Below are 24314 nucleotides of genomic sequence, written 5' to 3' on the forward strand. Positions count from 1 at the left end.
GGAGATGTAGGTGGTAGAACGGTTAACGTGGAAAAAATTAGCTTGGCAGTTGGTTTTCCTTTACACCCCTTGGGTGATTGTCGGCTGGATTTTCGGTTATATGCCGTGGTTGCTTTTTGCAGCCACGGTTTTGCAGCTTGTATGGCATTTAAACAATCAAATGCGTTTATCGGCATGGTTGTGGGATGAAAAACGTCTGACACCGCCCTCCGGTACAGGCAACTGGGAATCTTTGTTTAACGGCATCTATCGCTTACAACAGCGGCAGCGTAAAAAGCGTAAAGAGCTAACCAAATTAATCCGTCGTTTCCGTAATGGTGCTGAATCATTACCTGATGCGGTAGTTGTTTTTCGTAGTGAAGGCAACATTGTATGGTGCAACAAGCTTGCACAACATTTACTTGGTTTTCGTTGGCCTGATGATTCAGGACAACCCATTTCTAACTTAGTCCGAACACCAGACTTCATTCATTATCTTAACAAGCAAGATTATTCTGAACCATTAGAGATGCGCTCACCGCTTAATGTGGATCGTATGATCGAACTACGTATCGTGCCATATATGGAAGGGGAGCATCTGATGGTGGTGCGTGACATTACTCAGTTGCAGCAGTTAGAAGGTATGCGTCGCAACTTTTTTGCTAATGTTTCCCATGAGTTGCGTACCCCGATGACAGTGCTACAAGGCTATCTAGAAATGACGGAAGATCCGGATATTGTTGCCGGTCCTATGTGGAGCAAAGCCCATGGAGTTATGACTGAGCAGTTGAATCGGATGAATACTCTTGTTAATCAGTTACTGACTCTGTCAAAAATTGAAGCCTCTTCGACACTTGAACTTGAAGATGTGGTCAACGTTCCGGCGATGCTGGAAGTTCTAGAAAAAGAGGCCGCTAGTTTAAGCGGTGACCACGGGCATAAGCTCTCTTTTGACGTTGATAGCGAATTACATGTACTTGGTGACGATGATCAGCTACGCAGTGCCATCTCTAACTTGGTCTACAATGCCGTCAAGTATACCCCCGCGGGCGCGGATATTCATGTTCGTTGGTACAAGACATCTCAAGGTGCTCACCTTGAAGTTGAAGACAGTGGAGATGGTATCGAACCTCAACATTTACACCGATTGACTGAACGTTTCTATCGAGTAGATAAAGCGCGGTCACGTGATACCGGCGGTAGTGGTCTTGGTCTTGCGATTGTGAAGCATGCCTTGAGCCACCATGATTCGCATTTGGAAATCAGTAGTGAGGTTGGGGTTGGCAGTAAGTTTTCTTTCACTCTGCCATCGCGTTTAGTGGTTAAACGATGAGAAGCTTACTTGTCGTTGCATGGCTTTCATTACTCAGTTCAGTACCTAGCTGGGCTGGGAGTACGGCTTTACCTAATTACAATAAGGTGGCTGGAATTACCGGTGAACTGACGACGGTTGGCTCTGACACTTTGGCCGGAATGACCACGTCATGGGTTGAAGAATTTAAATCGCTCTACCCAAGTGTCAATGGTCAGGTGCAGGCATCCGGCTCTTCAACTGCCCCTCCTGCATTGACAGAGCGCATTGCTCAGTTTGGCCCCATGAGTCGACCGATGTTAAAGCGGGAAATCGAGGCCTTCGAACGTGAAAATGGTTATAAGCCAACAGAACTGAGAGTCGCGATCGATGCCATCGGCATCTTTGTTCATCGTGACAACCCAATCAAAGGGCTGAACTTTTATCAGCTCGATAGTATTTTTTCTGCCACGCTGCGCTGTGGGGCGACTGAGTCGGTCTCAACTTGGGCTGACTTAGGACTGGATTACCAGTGGAGTAGGCGAGGGATGCAGATGTTTGGACGTAACTCTGTATCAGGGACTTATGGATATTTCAAAAAGAATGCTTTGTGTGGTGGCGATTTTAAAAATAGCGTTAACGAGCAACCCGGTTCGGCATCGGTAGTACAGTCTGTCGGCTCGGCAATCAATACCATTGGTTACTCGGGAGTGGGTTACAAAGTCTCGCGTGTGAAACTATTACCGATCGCTAAGTCGGGTGACAACTACATAGAGGCGAGCCAAGAAAACATTCTTTCTGGTAAGTACCCACTTTCGCGCTACCTCTATGTATATGTAAACAAGCACCCTTTCAAACCGTTGAGCCCCATTGAACGGGAATTTGTTCGTTTCATGTTCTCCAGTCAGGGGCAAGCTTTAGTTGAAAAAGAAGGCTATGTGCCTATTTCACCACTGATAGCCAAAAAAGAGCTTGCTAAAGTAGGTTTAGAAAACTAGTTCCCATCCTGCACTCGTCCAATAATCTTGTTCGGTCAGTAAATCCGCGTGTAGCAGTTTATTCTCTTCAAGCCATTGATCATTAGTGGAAGAAATTTTCCATTGCTCTCCATCAATCGTGATCGAAAGGTTCGGCAGGGGATCGTCGTTTCGTTGACCATTGAGCAAAATGGCGAGACGGAGGATACGAATCAGACCTACAATGTGCTTTTTCTTAAACAGAGTGAACTCTTCCATCTCATTTAGCTTGAGCGATTTACGCTGAAAACGTACCAGAGTGGCGAGAACACGCTGCTGTTCTTGGTTGAAACCAGGCATGTAAGTGTTGCGTAGAATGTATGCTGAGTGACGATGAAAAGCTTGTAGGCTGATGTTTAATCCCACTTCATGCAGTAGTGCGCTCCATTGGAGTAGGTCAAACAACTCGCTGCTTTTCTTTATGCCGAGCTGTTTGTGTACTTGCTGGAGAAATTCACTCGCGTGGCCTTTAATTTTAGCCGCGTGTTCGAGATCAACCAGATGTTTACTGGCGAGATTTTCCGTCGTGCGCATGCGAATATCTGAGCGTTTAAAACTATCTTCCATCTCAAAGAGCAAACCTTCACGTAGTGCACCCTCTGAGAAGTGCATTTCATTGATCTTCAGACTTTGGAAGACAGCGCTAAGTATTGCCACACCTGCGGCGAAAACGGGTTTTCTTTCAGGTGTTAACCCTGATAGTTCGATCTCATCAATGGTTTCCCACTGGCACAATGTTTCAGTCAGTTTTGATAGACGCTTGCTGGTAATGATTCCATCTTCATGACCAAGACCAATCAGAACCTCTTTGATCGCTTTGATGGTTCCTGAAGATCCGAACGCGACTTCCCAGCCTGTGCGGCGGTAACGATGAGCGATAGATTCAAGCTTTTGCTCAGCCAACAGCGTCGCTTTGGTGAAATTGCTACTGGATAACTTATCATCTGTGAAAAAACGTTTGGTATAGCTGACGCAGCCCATTTGTTTACTGTTGATCAGTTCGGGTTCAAACCCCTTACCAATAACCAACTCTGTACTGCCACCACCAATATCAACCACGAGTTTGGAGTCTGATTCTGGTTGAGTGTGAGCCACCCCCAGATAAATCAAACGCGCTTCTTCAACACCAGGAATGATCTCAATTGGGAAGGGCAGAACATCTCGAGCTCGTTGAAGAAAAATATGTGCGTTGTTGGCTTGGCGCAGAGTATGAGTGGCGGCAATCCGAACGTTATCAGGATCAAAGCCTTGGATACGTTCAGCGAACATTGCGAGGCATTCTAATCCGCGTTGCATTGAGGCGTTATCTAAGTTTTTAAGTGCGTCTAACCCAGCTGCAAGTCTAACTCTTTGCTTGTGGCGGCTGACTAATTGCAAATCCTGTTCAACTACTCTTGCCACGACCATATGAAAGCTGTTTGAGCCTAAGTCAATGGCAGCAACATCTCGTATTTCCGGATTCTGAGTCATTCTATTCCAACCTAAATAAGTCGCGTACACACTTGGCGCTTACCCCCTTCACTGCGTGTATAGAGTGATGGGGCCCTTACCAACATCAGCAAAGCTACTGCTCAAGTTGGGTATGTAACTGTGCTTTGCGTTTCTGATTCCTAGTTTGTCTTTCTACCTGTTTAAGATAGTCGTAAATGGCAATCTGCGAGCGTACTTTCTTGCGGTTTCCACGCGGCACATAGTGATTGCTCATCTCTTTATCGATCCATCTCGCTTTTACTGTATCGGTAAAATGGATGTTAATGATATCAATAATGCGCTGTTTAAGTCGTTGGTCACGGACTGGCGCTGTGACCTCTATACGATAATCAATATTTCGCGTCATCCAGTCAGCGGATGAGATGTAGACCTGAGGATCACCAGCGTTATGGGTGATCAGCACTCGAGGGTGCTCAAGGAATCGATCAACGATACTGATGATTCTGATATTGTCGCTGGCTCCCTCGACACCAGGAACAAGTGAACACATTCCGCGGATGATCATTTTAATTTCAACGCCTGCTGAACTGGCTTCGTAGAGTCTATTGACTAAGCCTTTGTCTACCAGATTGTTGACTTTGAGCGTAATCGCAGCCTTTTTGCCCTCTTGAGCGTTGGTTATCTCGGTATCGATGAGGCGATAGAGTTGTTTACGGGAGTTCCTTGGCGAGACGATGAGGTGATTAAACCTAATAGGTCGGTACGGGTTCTCAATGTAGCCAAAGACTTTACTCACTTCGTTGGTGAGTTCTGGATCGGCGGTTAATAGCGAAAAATCGGTGTAGATTCGAGCGGTTTTCTCGTGAAAGTTACCCGTACCAATATGCGCATAACGCACAATGTCGTCCTCTTCTCGACGACTTATCAGTAGCAGCTTGGAGTGAATTTTCAGGCCTGGAACACCAAAGAGTACTTCTACGCCAGCATCCGTCAAAACGCGTGACCATTCGATATTCGCTTCTTCATCAAAACGCGCTTGAAGTTCGACGACTACCGTAACGCTTTTTCCATTGTGTACGGCATCGATAAGCGAGTTCATTAAACGCGAGTCTTTGGCGACGCGATAAATATTGATCTTTATACTTAGCACTTTCGGGTCGAACGATGCTTGACGTACCAATTCACTGATATGTTCAAAGGTATGGTAAGGGTAGTGGAGCAAAATATCTTGCGCCTTGATGGCGTCAAATTTGTTGGCGTACCCTTCAAAGTCCGCACACTCCATTGGCGGTAACGGCTTGTTTTCTAAGTAGTCTCGGCCGACGTTAGGAAAAGCAATAAAGTCTTTAAAGTTGTGATAACGACCACCGGGAATCAAACTGTCGTAGTTTGATATTTTGAGCTTTTCGCATAAGAAATCGAGCATTTCCTTAGGCATTTCTCTTTCGTAAACGAAGCGCACAGGCATAGCGGTTAAACGTTGGCTTACGCCTTCTGACATCTGTTCAAGTAGGCTGTATTCAACCTCATGACTCAAGTCGTACTCTGCATCGCGAGTCATTTTCATCGCGTAGCCATTGAGGCTCTGATATTCAAAAAATCCGCTAAAAAGCTCATCTAGACAATATCGGATGATGTTATCGAGCAAGATGATCGTTTTACGCCGTTTTCCTTTCTGCTCAGGCACCATCACAAAACGAGGCAGGTGATCGGTTGGGATTTCGATCAGTGCGTATTGGTTGAGCTCCTGTTGTGCGAGTTCAACGGCGATATAGGCATATTCATCTTTGAGAAACTGCAAAACGTCAATATCATCACGAAGCATCAAGGGCGTGATGTGGGGCAGAACCTGATGACGAAAATATTTTCGTACCCAGACTTGCTGCGCTTCACTGAGTTGAGTTTCGTTAACAAGAAATATGCGTCTTCGAGCCATATCACGAATCAAGTCCGCGTAGAGCTCATCAAAGCGCTCATTAAGGCGCAGCGCTTTGGTTTGCATTTTGGTCAATAGATGTTTGGAGTTGTCATTTCCGCCACGTTCTTGGTTGATCAAAATTCGGCGTTTGACATCGGCAAATCGTACTTTATAGAATTCATCTAAGTTATTGGAAAATATACCAAGAAATCGAATTCGTTCGACCAGGGGCACATGTTTGTCGGCCGCCTCTTGCAAGACCCGTTCGTTAAAAGAAAGCCAACTTAATTCCTTTTCAATATACAGCTTCTCTGTGCTCATGATCTTACCCTATTACCTACTTGACGGACTCGAGTGAAGCTCCTCCTCACTCACTTTGGATAGCAACTTAAGGGGTTTATATGACATTTTTATTGCATTGTTTTCAGTTGTTTATTGGGAACTGTAATATAATTGTCACCTTATAGAAATATTATACCCTAGGATAAAAATAGGTATGAGACAGGAATGACACAGGCAGAATTTTCTTTGCGAGAACGTGATCGAAAGCGATTGATAAAAGATCGATTGGTTCGTTTCACTGTATCTGCTGGTGGCGTTGGTGTTCTTGCCGCACTGGTGCTGATTTTTGTCTATCTTGCTATGATGGTTTTGCCACTGTTTAGTGACGCAAAATTCACACCTAATGTACGGTCGATAAAGATACAAGCAACGCAAGCTCTTGCGGCGGGTGTCGATGATTATGGTGAAAATGCTTTTGTCTTGTCGTCACAAGGTAAGCTCAATTTCTGGTCGTTAACCGATTCTGAACGGAAACCTGTACTCTCTGAACAACTTGGGCACTCGGGTGATCTGTTTGCTAAAACCATCCATGTGCTTGGGTGGTTTGCTTATGCTTCCCAGCAAGGGGAAGTGACTCTGTTCAAGCCTAACTTAGATTTTGAGCTGCAAAAAGGTAACCGTAAATTCTCACCAAGCGTGACGGAGTTGTCTCTACCCTTCAATCTTTACCGCGAAGGGAATGATCTTAAAAAGTTTGCCTTCGCGAATAGTGACGACCTTACCTTGGCTGGTTGGTACGATGACCAAACGGTTATGGTCCGATGGCAAGATGGCAGCGAGGTTAAGTCGTTTACGTTTCTATCGCCTATATCCAGCCTTGAACAGTTGATACTAACTCCAGATGGTAAAACTCTTTACCTCCGTTCTGGCTCTGAATTGATTGTGGCGGTTCGTCAGTCACAAAATTTTGCAGTGCGTGAAGTGGTCGACTTGAGTCAGGGAAATCCTCAACATTCAGTGATGAATATTGACTTACTTTCTGGGGCATACTCGTTGCTGGTTACTTACCGCGATGGTTTGGTCTCTCAGTGGTTCGACGTGATTAATGAAGGTAAGCGTTCACTTACCTTTATTCGCCAGTTCAACCTTGCCTCAGAATTGCAATTTCTTTTGCCAGATAGTTATCGCAAAGGGTTTTATAGCTTCTATATAAACGGTACGGTGCAGAGCCACTACACGACCAGCGAAAAGCTGGTGATGTTTGAGCGTGCATATCAAAAAGCCCCGCAAATAGCCGCGATGTCAAACAATGAGACTTACCTCATTGCGCTAACGGACGGTTCATTAGATCTTGCGGTAGTGGATAACCCATATCCAGAAATTTCGTTATCGTCACTGTGGCAGCAAGTCTGGTATGAAAGTTATGCGCAACCGGAGTTTGTGTGGCAAACCACGTCGGCGAGTGAAGAGTTTGAAGCGAAATTTAGTCTGGTTCCGATTGTATTTGGGACGTTGAAGGCTGCCGCTTTTGCGATGCTATTTGCTGTGCCGATTGCAGTATTGGGGGCCATCTATACTGCGTATTTCATGACATCTAGAATGCGTAGAATCGTTAAGCCGTCGATCGAATTGATGGAAGCACTGCCGACGGTTATTATCGGTTTCCTTGCCGGCTTGTGGTTTGCTCCTATTGTCGAAAGTCACTTAGCCGCAGTCGTTGCCTTGATGATTTTCTTACCTCTATCGACGGTAGTGATTGGTTTGGTTTGGCATGGTCTTCCTAAAGCGTTGACTGGACGATTCTCTAATGGATGGCATGCCGCAATTCTAATGCCCGCGATTGTTATCCTTACTGTGGTTATTCTGTCTCAAAGTGGCAGCATCGAGGCGTTACTGTTTTCAGGTGATGTTAGAGTTTATCTTGCCGAGCATGGTATCGATTTTGACCAGCGAAATGCACTCGTGGTGGGATTCGCGATGGGTTTTGCGGTGATACCAACGATATTTACCATTGCGGAGGATGCGATTTTCTCTGTACCTAAACATCTATCCGATGGTTCTTTGGCTCTGGGGGCGACATCATGGCAAACGCTGATACACGTTGTGTTATTGACCGCCAGCCCAGGTATTTTTTCTGCCATTATGATGGGGTTAGGGCGTGCGGTAGGTGAAACCATGATTGTGTTAATGGCGACAGGTAACACACCAATCATGGATTGGAATATTTTAGAAGGGATGCGTACGTTATCAGCAACCATTGCCGTTGAGATGCCGGAGTCTGAAGTCGGCAGTTCGCACTATCGCTTGTTGTTTTTAGCGGCGCTGATATTGTTGGTATTTACCTTTGCGGTGAACTCTTTAGCAGAATATGTTCGTCAACGTTTACGTGAAAAGTATCGCTCACTATAACGATCAAAATTTAGGAAGTGTTCAACGTGATTAAGTGGTTTAAATCAGGCTCTCCATGGATATGGTTAACAGGTGGTGCAGTTAGCGTCAGCCTGCTTTCTGTGTTGGGGCTATTGCTGCTGATTGGTTGGAAAGGACTTTCCTATTTCTGGCCTGCGCCTTTGTATCAGTGGCAGACTCCGCAGGGGAATACTCTAGTTGGGCAAATCTATGCGACTGAATATGTGCCAGTTAGTCACTTAACCGAGATGAACGTTGCACTGCCTCAGGAAACTATCGATAAGGGGGTGGTGAAGCGCTTAAATATTAAGGTGGCTAACCGCGATCTCTACGATGCGGATTTTGTTTCGTTGCTTTCTATAGATCTTGAGGAGCCAGCAACCCCCGCTAAGTGGGCCGTCATCGAGAGAGTTCGCGATGGTGATTTTTATGCGAATCCTATCGGCTATCTATACCCAGATGGAACAATATCAACGGATTTAACCAGTGAGATTCGCGACCGCTTGGATTTTGCCAATGAGTTACGCGAAGAGATTGAACGTCTAATTGAAGGCGATGTCCGAGTGATCAGTGCTCAAGCTGAGCGACTAAGACTAGAAAAGCGCAAACGCACTTTGAATGGAAATCTAGATGATGAGTTTGAAGCGCTTTACCGAACTCAGAGTGGTCGTTATGTTGAAGCTCTAGCAGCAGCCGAAAATAAACTCGATTACTTGCGCGGTCAGCTGGCAAATCAGGGGATGATTGTCGAAGATATGACCGGGCAACAAGTGATGATTCCGTTGAACCAAGTCTTAGATATTTGGTATCCGAATCAGATGAGTACTTTGGAAAAGCTAGCTCGTTGGGCTAAGCAGGTATGGAAGTTCTTGTCAGAAGACCCTCGTGATTCAAACTCGGAAGGCGGGGTTTTTCCTGCAATGTTCGGAACCGTGTTATTGGTACTGATCATGTCTGTTATCGTTATGCCGCTTGGTGTCATTGCAGCGATATATCTTCATGAGTATGCTAAGAACAATTCTTTCACTCGCTTGATTCGAGTCGCTGTGATTAATCTCGCTGGGGTACCATCCATTGTGTATGGTGTTTTTGGCCTTGGTTTCTTTGTTTATAGCTTAGGTGGTTCAATAGACGCACTCTTTTACCAAGAGCGTTTGCCAGCACCGACATTTGGTACGCCTGGGCTACTATGGTCTGCACTGACGTTGGCCGTGTTAACGCTACCGGTTGTGATTGTTGCAACGGAAGAAGGTTTAACTCGAATTCCGAACTCAGTTCGTCATGGTTCATTGGCGTTAGGCGCAACGCAATTTGAAACCATGTGGCGAATTGTATTGCCGATGGCGAGTCCCGCAATCATCACTGGCCTGATTCTGGCGGTGGCGCGGGCGGCAGGAGAAGTCGCTCCTTTAATGTTAGTCGGGGTAGTGAAACTAGCTTCGAGTCTGCCGGTTGATAATCAGTTCCCATTTTTGCATTTAGAACGTAAATTCATGCACTTAGGTTTTCACATTTATGACGTTGGCTTTCAAACCACTAATATTGAAAGTGCAAGACCGCTGGTTTATGCGACCTCTTTTTTATTAGTGACAGTGATTGTAGGGCTGAATCTCACTGCGATTAGTATTCGTAATAATTTGCGCGAAAAATATCGAACATTAGGACAAGATTAAACATGTTTTCTGTCAATCAAACACTCGGCTACCACGCGCCGTTAGATGTGAACAATTTGAGCGATGAGCAAACGGCGATTGCGATCGAGGATTTAAACTTGTTCTACAAGAGTTCGCAGGCATTGAGTGGCGTCTCGATGCGAATCCCTAAGGGGAAAGTCACTGCATTCATAGGTCCGTCAGGATGTGGGAAATCCACGCTTTTGCGCTGTATAAACCGAATGAATGACTTGGTTGAAGGCTGCCAAGTGCAGGGACAAGTCAGACTTCATGGAAAAAACGTCTATGATCCAGATGTAGACGTTGCAACCTTACGTCGCCGTGTAGGGATGGTTTTCCAAAGACCCAACCCATTTCCTAAATCAATATACGAGAATGTGGTTTACGGTCTGCGTCTGCAAGGTGTTAAAAATAGTCGCTCACTTGATGATGCGGTAGAAAGAGCTCTTAGAGCATCAGCGCTTTGGGATGAAGTGAAAGATCGTTTACACGAGAATGCGTTTGGACTATCTGGTGGTCAGCAGCAGCGACTGGTGATTGCTCGCGCGATTGCGATTGAACCGGAAGTATTGCTACTTGATGAGCCGACATCGGCGCTCGATCCCATCTCTACATTGACGATAGAAGAGTTGATTAACGAGCTGAAAACTCAATATACCGTTGTAATCGTCACACATAACATGCAACAAGCCGCACGAGTGAGTGATCACACCGCATTTATTCATATGGGGAAATTGATTGAGTATTCTGATACGGATTCTATCTTCACTTCACCATTGAAAAAACAGACCGAAGACTACATTACTGGTCGATATGGTTAAGCAGTTTTAACGGAGATTCTATGAATTTTGGACGTCATATTTCAGGTCAGTTTAATGTCGAGTTAGAATCGATCCGAACTCATGTGTTAACCATGGGCGGCTTGGTTGAGCAGCAGCTCTCTTACGCGATGAAGGCTCTGTATAAGGATGACATCGAACTGGCTAAACAAGTGGTTCGAGATGATCACAAAGTGAATGCGATGGAAGTGTCTATTGATGAAGCTTGTACTCGCATCATTGCTAAGCGTCAGCCAACCGCGAAAGATTTGCGTCTTGTTATGGCGATCATCAAAACCATTACTGATCTCGAACGTATCGGTGACGTAGCGGCTAAAATTGCGCATGCAGCAATTAAATCGCCAACGACGAAAGAACGTCAGTTCCATGTCTCACTAGAACCTCTTTGCCGCCACGCAATTAGCATGTTGCACCAAGTGTTGGACGCTTTTGCTCGTATGGATGTTGATGCGGCAGCGGAAGTGTACAAGCTCGATGATAAGTTGGATGCGGAATATGAAGCGGTTATTCGTCAACTGATGACCTATATGATGGAAGACCCAAAAAACATTCCTAATATTCTGCAGGTTATGTGGTCAGCTCGTGCGATTGAGCGTGTGGGGGACCGTTGTCAGAATATCTGTGAGTACATCATCTACTTTGTTAAAGGCAAAGATGTTCGCCACTTGGGCGAACAAAGCATTGACGACGCATTGCGTTAAAAGTGTAAAATGACCCCAGTGGAAAAAGTGGCTGACCAGTGCGTCCCCAACAGTGTTTTGCTCTCTCAAACGCAGAAACAATGCACCAGAGAAAACGTATCGACCTGATTAAGCACCTTTGCCAGCCCGTCAAGATGTGGAGTGATTGCGTTTGCCAACTGATGGCAGGCTGTGAGACAAACAGACGTTGCGAGGCCTTACGCATATTCAGTTCTTGCGACAGAACGAGAAATGTCCGCAACAGGTTTAAATCTAAGCTGTAAAACAGATCTTTTGCCATGCTATGTCTTAGTATTTCTCGGGAACGAAGGTTTGCTCTTCAAGTGGAGCTCGAATATAGCCTTCTTTGTTTAGTTCTGGTAGCTCGATCTTCGGGTAGGAAATTTCCTGATACTCAATTTGTTCAAGCAAGTGGCTGATACAATTAAGTCGCGCTCGCTTCTTATCATCTGAAGGGACGACCCACCAAGGGCACTGCTTGGTATCAGTGTAAGCGAACATCTGATCCTTTGCTTCTGAATACTCTGCCCATCGGTTGCGAGACTCGAGATCCATTGGACTAAATTTCCAGCGTTTGATTGGCGTATTTATACGTCCTAAAAAGCGTTTCTCTTGTTCTTCATCGGAAACTGAGAACCAGTATTTGAGTAGAATAATGCCCGAACGTTGCAGCATGCGTTCAAACTCAGGGCAAGATCTTAGAAACTCTTCATACTGGTCGGGAGTACAAAACCCCATCACCTTTTCAACCCCCGCTCGGTTGTACCAGCTTCGATCGAACAGAGTGATTTCGCCTGCTGCTGGTAGATGGGCAACGTAGCGTTGAAAATACCACTGAGTTTTTTCTTTTTCTGTAGGGGCCGGTAGGGCGACAACCCTACATACCCTAGGATTGAGTTTCTCAGTGATGCGTTTTATCACACCGCCTTTCCCTGCTGCATCTCGACCTTCAAAGATAACCACGACCTTGAGGCCTTCCTGCTTGACCCATTCTTGCAGTTTGACTAACTCTATTTGCAATCGTTGAAGTTCGTTCTCGTAGTATTTTTTAGTTAGTTTACCGTCGCCCATAATGCACTCCTTTGTTATCAAAAGGTTAGCACTAGTTTTATCTGTATGAGAGTGATATGGCTAAGAACTGAGAGCTTTCACTACCTTTTCAATAGCTTCGCTACTTGTGACGGGAATAAGGTAATCATCGGTATCTTGATTGCCCATTTTGGTCTGATTGTTCTGGGTTTGCATTTTGCTAGGGCGAGTCGCTTTTCCGGATAGGTGGACTTCTCTAACTCGGGTTTGCATTACGATGGATTGAGCATTTTCTGCGTTTAGCCCAGCGCCAGCCATGATGGAAATACGTCCATCAGCCAAGGTTACCATCTGTTTTAAAACGTCGATTCCAAGTTCGGCATTGGCTGCCAAACCTGAGGTGAGAATACGTTCGCAGCCTAGTGAAACAATGTCTTCTATCGCTTGTTGCCAATCAACGCATTGGTCGATAGCACGATGGAAAGTGATTCCGAGTCCATAGATTTTAGCTTTGTCGGTTAATTGCTGAGCCGCGAGCATATCGATCTTGCCTTCAGGAGTTAGGACTCCAAGCACCACTCCTTGTAATCCTGCTTCTGCTGCGGCTTCGATATCCAGCAACATAGAGTCAATATCATCTTGCTCGTAAACAAAGTCTCCTTGTCGAGGGCGAATCATAGCGTAAACCGGAATCGAGGCTATTTGAGCCGCTTTATTCATCAGGCCGAAACTAGGCGTGAGACCGCCCAAAGCGAGTGATGAGCAGAGTTCAATGCGGGTAGCACCGCCATTGATGGCGTAATGGAGGGATTCTAAATTATCAATGCAGACTTCGATATGGTATTTCATGGCTGTTGCTCATTTGGAAAGGTAAGGTCATTCTAGCAGTGCCATTGCAACATATTAGGGTAAACGTGGAAGTTTTTACTTCCCCTTAAAAAACAAAACCCCAGCTTGAGGCTGAGGTTTCAAATCGGAATCGCTTGGTTACGCTGCGTCGTCTTGCGCTTTTTCGCTATCTTCAACAGCTTCAATCTTTTTTGATTGCTTTGGTGTTGGTTTACGCTTTGCACCAAGTGCATAGAGCACTTCTTCTTTGTTTTGTGCTAGGAACATGGCCAAGTCTTCTTGCTTGCCATCATCTTCTAGCAGTTCACTTTTACCCAATAGCTCAAAAAGCTCATCAGCCATATCGAGCATCTTGTCATATGCGTCAGCTTCCGCTTTAGAGGTAAAAGTCATTTTCTCTTCTCCGTTGCGTTCTACCACGTACTTGACGATTACAGCCATGGTTGGTCCTCTAACTCAAATTATTGAAAATATTTACTGTCTGTTTATACAGTTTTTAACCGATTAAGTCTAGGTTACTGACCAATTCTGAGATCCAAGTGGCTAGTCTTTGCGCCATTGATGACAATACTCAATAAAGGTTTTCAGCAGGGGACTTTGGTATTTTTCTTTGTGAACCAGTAGCCAGAAGCGGCGCTTCATATCGAGAGGTAACTGGAGTTCCACCACGCGACCATCTTTTAATGCTGGCTCTGCAGCCAGTTTGGAGAGGCAACCTAATCCCAATCCAGCAGAGACGCTATTGATCAAGGCTTCTGTGGTGTTGAGTTGGAATGATTCCTGCCAATGTTCAATTCTTGGGGCGATGGCTCGTAGAAAAAACTCACGGGAACCGGATCCTGGCTCGCGTAGGATCCAATGGCTATTCTCTAGCTCACCAACGGTGATGACTCCTTGCTGTGCAAAAGGCATATTCGGTGCACAAATGACGCACATTTCATCGTCGCTGAACTGAGTTGAAATTAACTGAGGATGCAGTGTTTTCCCTTCAATCAGTGCCAGATCGAGTTCATAGTCGACCAGTTTTTCACAGATGAGTGCTGAGTTGGAGATAAATAGGCTTTGTGCAAGGTGATGGGTTTCGCGGCGAAAGTCGCTGAGTAGATACGGGGCAAGTTGGTTGCCTATGGTGTCACTGGCTCCAATTCTTAATTGGCCTGACAATGCCTGATTATTATCGAACAGCTGTTCAATATCTTGCGCACGCTCAATGATTTCATCCGCTAAAGGCAGTAGTTTCTGCCCCTCTTGATTGAGGATAAGTCGATTATTTACTCGATCAAATAGTGAATGACCGATCTGTTTTTCAAGTTCAGAGAGTGCCATGCTTACGGCCGCTTTAGACAAAAACAGCGCTTCAGATGCTGCCGTCAGGGTGTCATGCTGAGTGATGGCGATGAAGACCTTTAGTTGTTTCAGAGAGATGTTAGCGGCCATAATTTCGTGTTTAGTTTATCTGAACGTGTGTTCTAAATAATTAGATAGTTTCGAACATTTGGCAAGCGTAAACTGACCTCGAATTAAAGAGATTGTGAGGCAATAATGATTAAAGCAGCAAAAGCAAAAGTGATGGGTGCGCCTACTCCTATGGCGGGCTTAGCTCTAGGGATTGCCAGTTTAGGTTGGTGTTGGGAAAATGCCGCCCCTTTTAACGGTTACGCGCAGTGGTCTGGAGCCTTAATTGCCAGCGTATTGTTGTTGGTCCTCGCGGTAAAATTCTTGTTTCATCGCCACCTATTACGTGAAGACCTTGCTCACCCAGTTGTGGGCAGTGTGGTACCTACCTTCGCGATGGCGACTATGGTGGTATCGAACTCTTTGGGGCATTTTATTCCACTAGCGGGCGACATGTTATGGCTATTTGCAGTAGGGCTACATATCGTGTTTCTTACCAGCTTTGCTTACCATCGCATGCAGGATTTTGAGCTTCACCATATGGTACCAAGCTGGTTCGTTCCACCCGTGGGAATCATCGTTGCTGATGTCTCTTTTTCGGGCAATCCAGCATTGACTCAAATTGCTATGGGTGCGCTTATCTTTGGTATGTTGGCATATGCGATTATGCTACCTCTAATGATCTATCGTTTGATGTTCACGCATGAAATTCCTGATGCTGCGAAACCAACCATGGCGATTATGGCAGCACCTGCCAGCCTTTCACTTGCGGGTTACTTGACGGTCACGGCTGAGCCATCACCCGTTATCATTGGTCTTTTGTTTGGTATTGCAGTCTTGATGACAGCGATTATCTATCTGGCATTTATCAAACTACTTAGACTGCCATTTAGTCCAGGTTATGCCGCGTTCACCTTCCCAATGGTGATTGGTTCTACCGCTCTATTTAAACTCAGTGTGTGGATGGAGAGCGTCGGTATCGCCAGTGAGTATGTTGCCCAAATTTACTGGCTTGCGGGTTTAGAGCTAGTGGTTGCAACAGTTGTCGTTGGTTACGTTGCACTAAGATACCTCGCTTTCTACAAACCAGTGAGTCACGCATTAGGTTTGGTTTCTCACTGATTAACGTACTCCTTGCTCTCTTAGCCGCTTATACAAAGTATTGCGGCTAATGTTCAAATCCTTAGCGGTCGCAGAGACATTGCGACCGTTTTGTTCATAAACCGCCATCCAATCTTCGCTGATTATGGTTTCTTGGCTGCGGCTAGAAGGCAGAGCGATATGATGGTCTGGTGGAGAAAATACTTCGGGCTGAGACGGTTGCAAATCTTGTAAGAAATCATCAGGAAGATGTTCTACGCTAATGGTTTCATCGCCAGCCATCGCCAGCGCAATCTGAATGACACTAACCATCTGGCGAATATTTCCTGGCCAAGGGTGGGATTTGAACATCGACAACACTTCGAGACTGATGTTAGGTGTCTCACCATCTAGGGCGTATTTAGCCAGTAAAAACTTCACTAGGGCTTCTTTGTCTGTTCGCTCTCTTAGTGAAGGCAATGAGAGGTTCAATCCGGTGACTCGGTAGTAGAGATCTTGTCGGAAAGTGCCTCTTTCAACATCTTGTTTGAGGTTGCGGTTAGTGGCAGAGACCAGTTTGAAGTCGACAGGATAAGAGATCGTAGAACCAAGAGGTGTTACCTTACGCTCTTGAAGAACACGCAACAGGCGCGCCTGAACATTCATAGGCATATCGCCCAACTCATCTAAAAACAGTGTCCCTTTATCGGCTTTGCGGATCAGGCCTATATAGCCCTTATTGTTCGCTCCCGTGAAGGCGCCTTTGTCATAGCCAAACAGCTCTGATTCGACTAACTCGGCAGGAATTGCGGCACAGTTGACTGCAATCATCGGAGCATGTTTACGTTCGCTGGATAAGTGAAGCGCATTGACGAATACTTCTTTGCCGACGCCCGTTTCGCCATGAATCAAGATAGGGATGTCGGTATTGAGAATACGGCTCGATTGAGTGATGGCTTTCGCCAGCCTTGGATCGCCCATATTGAGTCGCTCTAAGTCAAGAGGTGCTTTGGCGTTTTTGAGATCGCTTTTGGCAGCCGATTTACGATAATCGAGTTGACGTCCTTTAGGCACTTTAGGCGGTGTAATAATGCCAAAAAAGCTAAAGCGAGAGTGGGTTGTGATTGCTGCTGGATTAAAAGGCGGGTGGGATAGTAACTGCTCCAGCCTTATATCAAAGATCTGATCTAAACGCTGAAGTGCCAGATCTTGCCCTAAGACCACTTCGGCTCGACGGTTGGCAGAAATGATCACACCTTGTTCATTGAACACCAAGAGGGAAGACCACTGGCTATCAATATTTTCCGCTGAAGTGTTAAACCACAAAAGATAGTGTTCTGCTTGAAACTTGGACGCAATTAGTTGATTTTCAATCGCCTGTGACATCAGCTTTACCATACCTAGAGTGTGCGCGGTTGGCATGTAGGCGTCACTGGATATCGAGAGCACTCCGGCCATTTTTCTGTCTGCATCAAATAATGGGGCAGCGGAGCCCGTCATAAAGCGGTTAGACGTTAAGAAGTGTTCATCGTGAAACACTTGAACAATGGAACCTGTCTCTAGTGCTGTACCAATTGCGTTGGTGCCAATCAGGTTTTCCTGCCAGTTAACGCCATTCTGAAAGACTTGAGGCTGCCGTTGCGAGAAGAAACGCTGTTCACCCCAACTGTTCAACACCTGTCCATTGGTGTTCGCTAATGTGATCAGGCAGTTGCTGTTGGCGAGTAAGCTGTCATAGAAGGGCAATACCTTTTGCTGGGTAGTGGTTAATAGCCCTGAATGCTCTTCAAGGGTATGGCTAAAGGCCTGACCGGTCTCCATTTCAATTATTGGATGACTATTGTGAACGAGCCCCGCCTCCCGGCACCTTTGCCAGGATCGCTCAATCATAGATAGATGTGTTTTGTCCATGGTCTTGACCACTTGCAGCGTTAAATTGGCCTGAATTAAGTCATTATTCTAATTGTTCGTATGTGAACGTTAATGTTCACAAACGCTCATCTAACATATCACTTTCATGAACACATTGAACATCAACTGAACACATTTTATTAACAAATGTTACAGGGGTCTCATATGCGAAATTGCTAATAAACCAAGTGCCTTACTGACTTGTTCATCAAAATATCTTTATGTTTAAAGGGCTGTAAGACGATATGTGAATTTTTTGTTGCTTATTTGTGTAAGTTGGCACGACTCTCGCTGTAGTGAGCAATATCGAAAAAGATTGTTGTTCGAATGGTAAGGAGTTTTTAGTGTCATTAACACTTGAGCAGGTAAGCAAATATGTTGACGGAGATATGCATATCTCTGATGTCAACCTCACTTTTGAGCCGGGCTCGTTTAACGTGTTGCTCGGACGTACGTTAGCGGGTAAGACCTCTTTAATGAGGCTCATTGCAGGGCTGGATCGTCCGACTTCTGGGAAGATTTTAGTCAATGGTATTGATGTGACGGGCGTGTCGGTACGCGACCGTAACATCTCAATGGTTTACCAACAGTTTATTAATTATCCCAACCTGACTGTGTTTGAGAACGTAGCTTCGCCTCTAAGACTTGCAGGGATGGCAGATAAAGAAATTCAGGAACGCGTTTATGCGACAGCAGAAATGTTGCGCATAACTGAACACTTAAACAAGTACCCACTAGAGCTATCAGGTGGTCAGCAACAGCGTACGGCTATGGCAAGAGCTTTGGTAAAAGATGCAGAGATCATTCTGTTCGATGAGCCATTAGTGAATCTTGACTACAAATTGCGTGAAGAGTTACGTCAGGAGATGCGCGAGCTATTTCAGACCAGACATACGATTGCTATCTACGCGACGACCGAACCGAACGAGGCACTTGCACTAGGAGGTACGACGACCATTCTTCATGAAGGAAAAGTGATTCAGTCTGGTCCAACCGCTTCTGTTTACCATCACCCAGACAATGTGGACTCCGCGGCCCTATTTAGTGAACCGCCGATCAATCTTATTTCTGGGGAAATAACCTCGAACGAAGTGACGTTCGATCAAAGTGCACATTTCCCGTTAAATCAGTCACTAAGTAAATTGGAAATGGGTCATTACCAGTTTGGGATTCGGCCAAGTCATCTGAGCTTACTGCCTAAAAATGATGATGATGTTGAGCTCACCGTTCAGGTTGAAGTGGCGGAAATCAGTGGCTCTGAAACCTTCCTTCATGTGCGCAACGCTCATCTCGATATGGTACTGCATTTACCGGGCGTTCATAGCTACGACGTTGATGAGACGATCAAAATCTACATTCCAATCCACAAATTTTATGTCTTCGGTATGGATAACAATCTCATCCATGCCCCGATTCGTGATGTTAGGGGATAGCGTTCATGGTTCAAATTACACTTAATTCACTGGCTCACACCTATGATAAGAAGCCCACGTCTTCTTCGACTTATGCCATCAAAGAGATGAACCATGTTTGGAAACAAGGAGGAGCCTACGCGTTACTAGGGCCTTCTGGTTGTGGTAAATCCACTTTGCTCAACATCATTTCTGGCTTAATGAGCCCATCTCAAGGGGATGTGATGTTTGATGATGTGAGGGTGAACGAACTTCGTCCTCAAGATCGCAATATTGCTCAGGTTTTTCAGTTTCCGGTGATTTACGACACCATGACGGTGTACGACAACCTTGCATTCCCACTGCGCAATATGAAGGTTCATAAAGCCAAAATACATTCCAAGGTGACTGAAATAGCAGAGATTCTGGAGCTGACTAATGTGTTGTCTAAAAAAGCCCAGCATCTCACGGCGGATGAAAAACAGAAAGTATCTATGGGGCGTGGTTTAGTTCGAGATGATGTTTCGGCGATTCTGTTTGATGAACCGTTAACGGTTATCGATCCGCAACTGAAATGGAAGCTGCGCCGCAAGCTCAAACAGATTCATCAGCAGTTCAATATCACTATGGTCTACGTGACTCATGACCAACTTGAGGCGTCCACTTTCGCTGATGAAATTGCCGTGATGTACAACGGTCAGATTGTTCAGTTTGGAACGCCGCGTGAGTTGTTTGAACGACCAAATCACACCTTCGTTGGTTACTTCATTGGTAGCCCGGGGATGAACTTAATGGAAGTCACTCCAACGGAAAATGGCGTTCGGTTTGATGATGTAGAAGTGCCACTATCTGAATCTTACCGCCACGCCATCTCTCAGGCAGGGAGCGATAACATCAAAATCGGCATTCGACCTGAGTTTGTCCACGTATGGGAGAAAGGTAATGAGTCGGCGTTGAGCTGTGAAGTGCTCCATGTCGAAGACCTTGGTACCTACAAAATCGTCACCTTGCAATTGGGCTCTAAGCAGATCAAAGCACGCTTACAAGAAGATCAGCCGGTGCCTGATAAACACGCTTATATCAGCTTCCCAGAGCAATGGACCATGCTGTATGTCGATGAATTTTTAGTCAATGTAGGGGAAGAGTAATGGATAAGGTTTCAAACAATAAAGCATGGTTTCTTGTCCTGCCAGTGTTTGCGCTGGTGGCTTTCAGTGCCATTGTTCCTCTTATGACCGTAGTGAACTACTCGCTACAAGATATCTTTGACGCCAATACGGCTTATTTCGTCGGCACGGAGTGGTATCGTGAGATTCTCAATGATGAAAGGTTGCACGGTGCACTTGTGCGCCAGTTTGGATTCACTTTTACCATTCTGCTCATCGAAGTACCGCTAGGTATCATCGTTGCTTTGACCATGCCAACCAAAGGTCGCTGGTCTGCTTTTTGCCTAATTGTACTGGCCATTCCTCTGCTGATCCCGCTTAACGTGGTAGGGACCATTTGGCAGATCTTTGGCCGTGCAGACATCGGTCTGTTTGGTTGGGCTCTCAATGGTATGGGGGTGGATTACAACTACGCAGGCAATCCAATTGATGCGTGGTTGACCGTGATTCTGATGGATGTCTGGCACTGGACTTCATTGATAGCACTCCTGTGTTATTCGGGGCTGCGCGCGATTCCGGATGCGTACTATCAAGCTGCGAATATCGACCGAGCATCGACATGGTCAATCATTCGTTACATTCAGCTACCTAAGTTAAAGAGCGTTCTTCTGATCGGCATTCTGATCCGATTTATGGACAGCTTCATGATTTACACCGAACCGTTTGTTTTAACTGGCGGTGGCCCTGGTAACTCAACCACATTCCTCAGTCAGACACTCACCAAAATGGCGATTGGTCAGTTTGATATTGGTCCGGCTGCGGCATTCTCGATCATCTACTTCCTGATCATCCTATTGGTGAGCTGGGTGTTCTACACCGCAATGACGCACGGTGAAAGCAAGTAAGGAAACAACAATGGCGATGACAAAATCAACATACACCCGATACACACAGATCGTCGGGCTAGCGTTCTACATCATCTGTTTGATGCTGCCAATTTACTGGCTGCTCAACATGTCTTTTAAAGAAAACCAAGAGATATTAGGAAGCCTGAGCTTCTTTCCTGAGAACTGGACGTTTAAGAACTATCAGACCATTTTCTCCGACTCTAGTTGGTATATGGGGTACGTCAACTCGATCATCTATGTAGTGATGAATATGGTTATTACCTTAACGGTTGCGTTGCCTGCTGCTTATGCGTTCTCTCGTTTTAAGTTCGTCGGTGATAAGCACCTGTTCTTCTGGCTGTTAACCAACCGTATGGCACCACCAGCCGTGTTCTTGCTGCCATTCTTCCAGCTTTACTCTTCGGTTGGTTTATTTGACACCCATATTGCGGTCGCATTGGCGCACTGTCTGTTCAATGTGCCTCTTGCGGTATGGATTCTGGAAGGTTTTATGTCGAGTGTTCCCCGCGAAATCGATGAGACCGCTTACATTGATGGTTACAGCTTTCCTAAGTTCTTCATCAAAATCTTTTTGCCGATGATCCGTTCGGGGATTGGGGTCTCGGCTTTTTTCTGCTTCATGTTCAGTTGGGTCGAGCTGTTGCTTGCTCGTACGCTGACATCCGTAGAGGCCAAGCCAATTTCAGCCGTTATGACTCGAACCGTGAGCGCGTCGGGTATTGACTGGGGTGTGTTGGCTGCGGCTGGGGTACTGACCATCTTACCGGGTATTTTGGTTATCTGGTTCGTTAGAAATCATGTCGCGAAAGGCTTCGCGTTAGGTCGAGTATAGGAGAAACATTATGGCTTGGATGGCATGGACTACACCTTCAGCACTGTTCTTCCTAGGAATAGCTCTGCTCTTGCTCACGATGACGGTTCGAGAAATTCGTACACCATGTATTGAGCGCAAAGGATTCCTTCCGATCACAACCACTCGTGGTGATCGGCTGTTTATCGGTTTATTAAGCTCCGCTTTTATCCACTTGGGATTTATTGGGTTTACTGAACTGACAATTTGGGTGCCATTTACGATCTGCGTAGTTTGGCTGGGTACGGTTTTGAAATGGGGATAACAACAACTGACTGACATGTGCTCCTGACCAAGCTGACAGTAAGTCATAGTCACAGGGTCATGAGCGTAATCAATAACGTAAGAGACAGAATACTCATAACTGGAGTTACACAAGAATGAAAAAGGATATCAAAAAGTCTTACCTTGCACGTAGTTTGGCGCTGACATTTGCGCTTGCTGCAATCTCTCCAGCTGCATTGGCTGATATAGCAGCAGCGAAAAAGTGGATGAGTGAAGAGTTTACTCCTTCGACACTGTCGAAAGAGGAACAAACGCAAGAGATGCAGTGGTTCATTGATGCTGCTAAGCCTTTCCAAGGTATGGAAATTAATGTTGCCTCTGAAACCATCACAACGCACGAGTATGAAGCGAAAGTTTTGGCGAAAGCATTTTATGAAATTACCGGAATTAAGGTGAATCATGACCTAATTCAAGAAGGTGACGTCGTTGAGAAACTACAAACTCAGATGCAGACTGGCCGTAACATCTATGATGGCTACATTAACGATTCCGACTTAATTGGTACTCACGTTCGTTACGGAAAAGTTGTACCTATTTCAGACTTCATTGCTGGTGAAGGAAAAAGCGTTACTAACCCATATTTGGATTTGCCTGATTTTATTGGTTTGGATTTCACAACGGGGCCTGACGGTAAATTGTATCAACTTCCTGATCAGCAGTTTGCGAACTTATACTGGTTCCGTGCGGACTGGTTTGAGCGCGAAGATCTAAAAGCCAAGTTTAAAAAAGAGTACGGCTATGAACTCGGTGTTCCATTGAACTGGTCTGCGTATGAAGATATTGCAGAGTTCTTCACCGATAAAGTGAAGACTATCGATGGTGAGCCTGTGTACGGACACATGGATTACGGTAAGAAAGATCCTTCTCTAGGTTGGCGTTTCACTGACTCATGGTTCTCAATGGCTGGTGCTGGCGATAAGGGTACTCCAAATGGTCTACCGGTTGACGAGTGGGGCATTCGTATTGAAGGCTGTAAACCAGTCGGTTCAGATGTCGCTCGTGGCGGTGCAACCAATGGCCCAGCCGCAGTGTATGCGACAACCAAATACGTAGACTGGCTCAAGCAGTACGCGCCACCAGAAGCTCAGGGCATGACGTTTGGTGAAGCAGGTCCAGTTCCGGCGCAAGGTTCCATTGCTCAGCAAATCTTCTGGTACACCGCTTTTACTGCTGACATGACCAAACCTGGACTACCGGTCGTGAATGAAGATGGTACGCCAAAATGGCGTATGGCACCTTCGCCACGTGGTCCTTACTGGGAAGAAGGCATGAAGCTGGGTTATCAGGATGCAGGTTCTTGGACATTCCTAAACAGCACACCACTTGACCGCCGTCAGGCAGCGTGGTTATACGCTCAGTTTGTGGTATCGAAATCCGTGAGTTTGAAGAAAACGCTGGTTGGTTTGACTCCAATTCGTGAATCAGACATCAACTCTGATGCTATGACAGAAGTTGCGCCGAAACTCGGCGGTTTGGTTGAGTTTTACCGCAGTGATGCACGTAAGCAGTGGACGCCAACGGGAACCAACGTTCCTGACTATCCGAAGCTAGCACAGCTATGGTGGCAATACGTTTCTGAAGCGGCAAGTGGCGAGAAAACGCCTCAGGAAGCATTGGATGGTCTAGCGCAAGCACAAGACCGTGTACTACAGCGTCTAGAGCGTAGTGGTGCACAAGGTGAGTGTGGTCCGAAACTGAATGAGAAGAAAGATCCACAGTACTGGTTGTCGCAACCTGGTGCGCCTAAAGCCAAGCTGGCCAATGAAAAGCCACAAGGCAAAACGATCGCTTACAAAGATCTCATCGCTCAATAATTAGCTCTCTAACAATGAGTTGATAATTTCTCCCTCCTACCCGCTCTTGTCTGTCTAAGGCTTGAGCGGGTATTTTGATTCGAGCCAAATCATACGCTTATAACACTCTCGAAATTTAGCTGCATGTGCTAGTCTCACCCTAGTTGCGGCATTAATA

General features: G+C 45.8%; 20 protein-coding genes and 1 pseudogene. 13 read left to right on the top strand and 8 right to left on the bottom strand.

The window, feature by feature from the left end; all coding sequences use genetic code 11:
• Positions 1–10: 10 nt before the first annotated feature.
• Together phoR and QTN95_RS04580 are read left to right on the top strand one after the other, a co-directional pair.
• Positions 11–1312: a phosphate regulon sensor histidine kinase PhoR gene (phoR, locus tag QTN95_RS04575; RefSeq protein WP_331416513.1), complete on the top strand. Its 1302-nt coding sequence runs from the start codon at positions 11–13 to the stop codon at positions 1310–1312.
• Positions 1309–2268 (top strand): PstS family phosphate ABC transporter substrate-binding protein, encoded by a 960-nt coding sequence (locus QTN95_RS04580; protein WP_331416514.1) that lies wholly within the window; start codon positions 1309–1311, stop codon positions 2266–2268. Before phoR ends, QTN95_RS04580 begins: the two co-directional genes overlap by 4 nt.
• Here the strand turns inward: QTN95_RS04580 and ppx are convergent.
• Positions 2257–3756, bottom strand: a complete 1500-nt coding sequence (ppx, locus tag QTN95_RS04585; RefSeq protein WP_331416515.1) for an exopolyphosphatase — start codon at positions 3754–3756, stop codon at positions 2257–2259. The genes QTN95_RS04580 and ppx overlap by 12 nt on opposite strands.
• 94 nt (positions 3757–3850) lie before the next feature.
• Entirely contained in the window at positions 3851–5956 is a 2106-nt protein-coding gene (gene ppk1 / locus QTN95_RS04590) for a polyphosphate kinase 1 (RefSeq protein WP_331416516.1), read from the bottom strand.
• A 186-nt stretch (positions 5957–6142) separates the two neighbouring features.
• On the opposite strand from ppk1, the gene QTN95_RS04595 reads away from it, so the two are divergent.
• The 4 genes from QTN95_RS04595 to phoU are packed head-to-tail and all read left to right on the top strand — an operon-like array spanning position 6143 to position 11539.
• The gene (locus QTN95_RS04595; protein WP_331416517.1) at positions 6143–8326 is read left to right on the top strand and encodes an ABC transporter permease subunit; all 2184 of its coding nucleotides are present in this window, start codon (positions 6143–6145) and stop codon (positions 8324–8326) included.
• Positions 8327–8352: 26 nt separating this feature from the next.
• Positions 8353–9999: a phosphate ABC transporter permease PstA gene (pstA, locus tag QTN95_RS04600; protein WP_331416518.1), complete on the top strand. Its 1647-nt coding sequence runs from the start codon at positions 8353–8355 to the stop codon at positions 9997–9999.
• 2 nt (positions 10000–10001) lie between these two features.
• Entirely contained in the window at positions 10002–10820 is an 819-nt protein-coding gene (pstB, locus tag QTN95_RS04605; protein ID WP_138970471.1) for a phosphate ABC transporter ATP-binding protein PstB, read from the top strand.
• A gap of 20 nt (positions 10821–10840) precedes the next feature.
• The gene (gene phoU, locus QTN95_RS04610) at positions 10841–11539 is read left to right on the top strand and encodes a phosphate signaling complex protein PhoU (protein WP_138970472.1); all 699 of its coding nucleotides are present in this window, start codon (positions 10841–10843) and stop codon (positions 11537–11539) included.
• 139 nt (positions 11540–11678) lie between these two features.
• Here phoU and QTN95_RS04615 read toward each other — a convergent pair.
• The 5 genes and pseudogenes from QTN95_RS04615 to QTN95_RS04635 form a co-directional block, all read right to left on the bottom strand.
• Positions 11679–11819, bottom strand: a pseudogene (locus tag QTN95_RS04615) (LysR family transcriptional regulator); the annotation flags it as partial.
• 8 nt (positions 11820–11827) lie between these two features.
• Positions 11828–12610: a polyphosphate kinase 2 gene (gene ppk2, locus QTN95_RS04620; RefSeq protein WP_331416519.1), complete on the bottom strand. Its 783-nt coding sequence runs from the start codon at positions 12608–12610 to the stop codon at positions 11828–11830.
• 60 nt (positions 12611–12670) lie between these two features.
• Positions 12671–13417, bottom strand: a complete 747-nt coding sequence (locus tag QTN95_RS04625; protein ID WP_331416520.1) for a copper homeostasis protein CutC — start codon at positions 13415–13417, stop codon at positions 12671–12673.
• 138 nt (positions 13418–13555) lie between these two features.
• Complete coding sequence (locus tag QTN95_RS04630; RefSeq protein ID WP_331416521.1) at positions 13556–13858, bottom strand: YebG family protein; 303 nt, start codon at positions 13856–13858, stop codon at positions 13556–13558.
• Between the two features lie 102 nt (positions 13859–13960).
• Positions 13961–14854, bottom strand: a complete 894-nt coding sequence (locus tag QTN95_RS04635) for a LysR family transcriptional regulator (protein ID WP_331416522.1) — start codon at positions 14852–14854, stop codon at positions 13961–13963.
• Between the two features lie 105 nt (positions 14855–14959).
• Here QTN95_RS04635 and QTN95_RS04640 point away from each other — a divergent pair, with 105 nt between their 5' ends.
• Complete coding sequence (locus tag QTN95_RS04640) at positions 14960–15934, top strand: TDT family transporter (protein ID WP_331416523.1); 975 nt, start codon at positions 14960–14962, stop codon at positions 15932–15934.
• Here QTN95_RS04640 and QTN95_RS04645 read toward each other — a convergent pair whose 3' ends face one another.
• On the bottom strand, positions 15935–17803 hold the full coding sequence (locus QTN95_RS04645) for a sigma-54-dependent Fis family transcriptional regulator (RefSeq protein WP_331416524.1): 1869 nt from the start codon (positions 17801–17803) through the stop codon (positions 15935–15937). It abuts the gene before it with no gap.
• A gap of 344 nt (positions 17804–18147) precedes the next feature.
• Here QTN95_RS04645 and QTN95_RS04650 point away from each other — a divergent pair, with 344 nt between their 5' ends.
• From QTN95_RS04650 to QTN95_RS04675, 6 genes are all read left to right on the top strand, one after another.
• Positions 18148–19236, top strand: coding sequence for an ABC transporter ATP-binding protein (locus QTN95_RS04650; RefSeq protein WP_331416525.1), 1089 nt, complete (start codon positions 18148–18150; stop codon positions 19234–19236).
• 5 nt (positions 19237–19241) lie between these two features.
• The gene (locus QTN95_RS04655) at positions 19242–20342 is read left to right on the top strand and encodes an ABC transporter ATP-binding protein (RefSeq protein WP_138970480.1); all 1101 of its coding nucleotides are present in this window, start codon (positions 19242–19244) and stop codon (positions 20340–20342) included.
• Positions 20342–21205, top strand: coding sequence for a carbohydrate ABC transporter permease (locus QTN95_RS04660; protein ID WP_269377628.1), 864 nt, complete (start codon positions 20342–20344; stop codon positions 21203–21205). The genes QTN95_RS04655 and QTN95_RS04660 overlap by 1 nt, the downstream gene beginning before the upstream one ends.
• A 16-nt stretch (positions 21206–21221) precedes the next feature.
• Positions 21222–22040 carry a carbohydrate ABC transporter permease gene (locus QTN95_RS04665; protein ID WP_138970507.1) on the top strand — a complete coding sequence of 273 codons (819 nt, stop codon included), beginning with the start codon at positions 21222–21224 and terminating at the stop codon, positions 22038–22040.
• Positions 22041–22050: 10 nt separating this feature from the next.
• Positions 22051–22323 (top strand): DUF2160 domain-containing protein, encoded by a 273-nt coding sequence (locus tag QTN95_RS04670; RefSeq protein WP_331416526.1) that lies wholly within the window; start codon positions 22051–22053, stop codon positions 22321–22323.
• A 115-nt stretch (positions 22324–22438) separates the two neighbouring features.
• Entirely contained in the window at positions 22439–24157 is a 1719-nt protein-coding gene (locus QTN95_RS04675) for an ABC transporter substrate-binding protein (RefSeq protein ID WP_331416527.1), read from the top strand.
• Positions 24158–24314: the final 157 nt, after the last annotated feature.

Origin of the sequence: Vibrio sp. M260112 (assembly GCF_036533775.1) — a bacterium.
Lineage (GTDB): Bacteria > Pseudomonadota > Gammaproteobacteria > Enterobacterales > Vibrionaceae > Vibrio.

Excerpts from the sequence above, each read along its gene's own strand:
- ppx (WP_331416515.1), bottom strand. The coding sequence starts at position 3,756 with ATGACTCAGAATCCGGAAATACGAGATGTTGCTGCCATTGACTTAGGC.
- QTN95_RS04675 (WP_331416527.1), top strand. The coding sequence starts at position 22,439 with ATGAAAAAGGATATCAAAAAGTCTTACCTTGCACGTAGTTTGGCGCTG.
- QTN95_RS04630 (WP_331416521.1), bottom strand. The coding sequence starts at position 13,858 with ATGGCTGTAATCGTCAAGTACGTGGTAGAACGCAACGGAGAAGAGAAA.
- ppk2 (WP_331416519.1), bottom strand. The coding sequence starts at position 12,610 with ATGGGCGACGGTAAACTAACTAAAAAATACTACGAGAACGAACTTCAA.
- QTN95_RS04595 (WP_331416517.1), top strand. The coding sequence starts at position 6,143 with ATGACACAGGCAGAATTTTCTTTGCGAGAACGTGATCGAAAGCGATTG.
- QTN95_RS04665 (WP_138970507.1), top strand. The coding sequence starts at position 21,222 with ATGACAAAATCAACATACACCCGATACACACAGATCGTCGGGCTAGCG.
- pstB (WP_138970471.1), top strand. The coding sequence starts at position 10,002 with ATGTTTTCTGTCAATCAAACACTCGGCTACCACGCGCCGTTAGATGTG.
- ppk1 (WP_331416516.1), bottom strand. The coding sequence starts at position 5,956 with ATGAGCACAGAGAAGCTGTATATTGAAAAGGAATTAAGTTGGCTTTCT.
- QTN95_RS04635 (WP_331416522.1), bottom strand. The coding sequence starts at position 14,854 with ATGGCCGCTAACATCTCTCTGAAACAACTAAAGGTCTTCATCGCCATC.
- QTN95_RS04645 (WP_331416524.1), bottom strand. The coding sequence starts at position 17,803 with ATGGACAAAACACATCTATCTATGATTGAGCGATCCTGGCAAAGGTGC.
- phoU (WP_138970472.1), top strand. The coding sequence starts at position 10,841 with ATGAATTTTGGACGTCATATTTCAGGTCAGTTTAATGTCGAGTTAGAA.
- QTN95_RS04655 (WP_138970480.1), top strand. The coding sequence starts at position 19,242 with ATGGTTCAAATTACACTTAATTCACTGGCTCACACCTATGATAAGAAG.
- QTN95_RS04625 (WP_331416520.1), bottom strand. The coding sequence starts at position 13,417 with ATGAAATACCATATCGAAGTCTGCATTGATAATTTAGAATCCCTCCAT.
- QTN95_RS04640 (WP_331416523.1), top strand. The coding sequence starts at position 14,960 with ATGATTAAAGCAGCAAAAGCAAAAGTGATGGGTGCGCCTACTCCTATG.
- QTN95_RS04660 (WP_269377628.1), top strand. The coding sequence starts at position 20,342 with ATGGATAAGGTTTCAAACAATAAAGCATGGTTTCTTGTCCTGCCAGTG.
- QTN95_RS04580 (WP_331416514.1), top strand. The coding sequence starts at position 1,309 with ATGAGAAGCTTACTTGTCGTTGCATGGCTTTCATTACTCAGTTCAGTA.
- QTN95_RS04670 (WP_331416526.1), top strand. The coding sequence starts at position 22,051 with ATGGCTTGGATGGCATGGACTACACCTTCAGCACTGTTCTTCCTAGGA.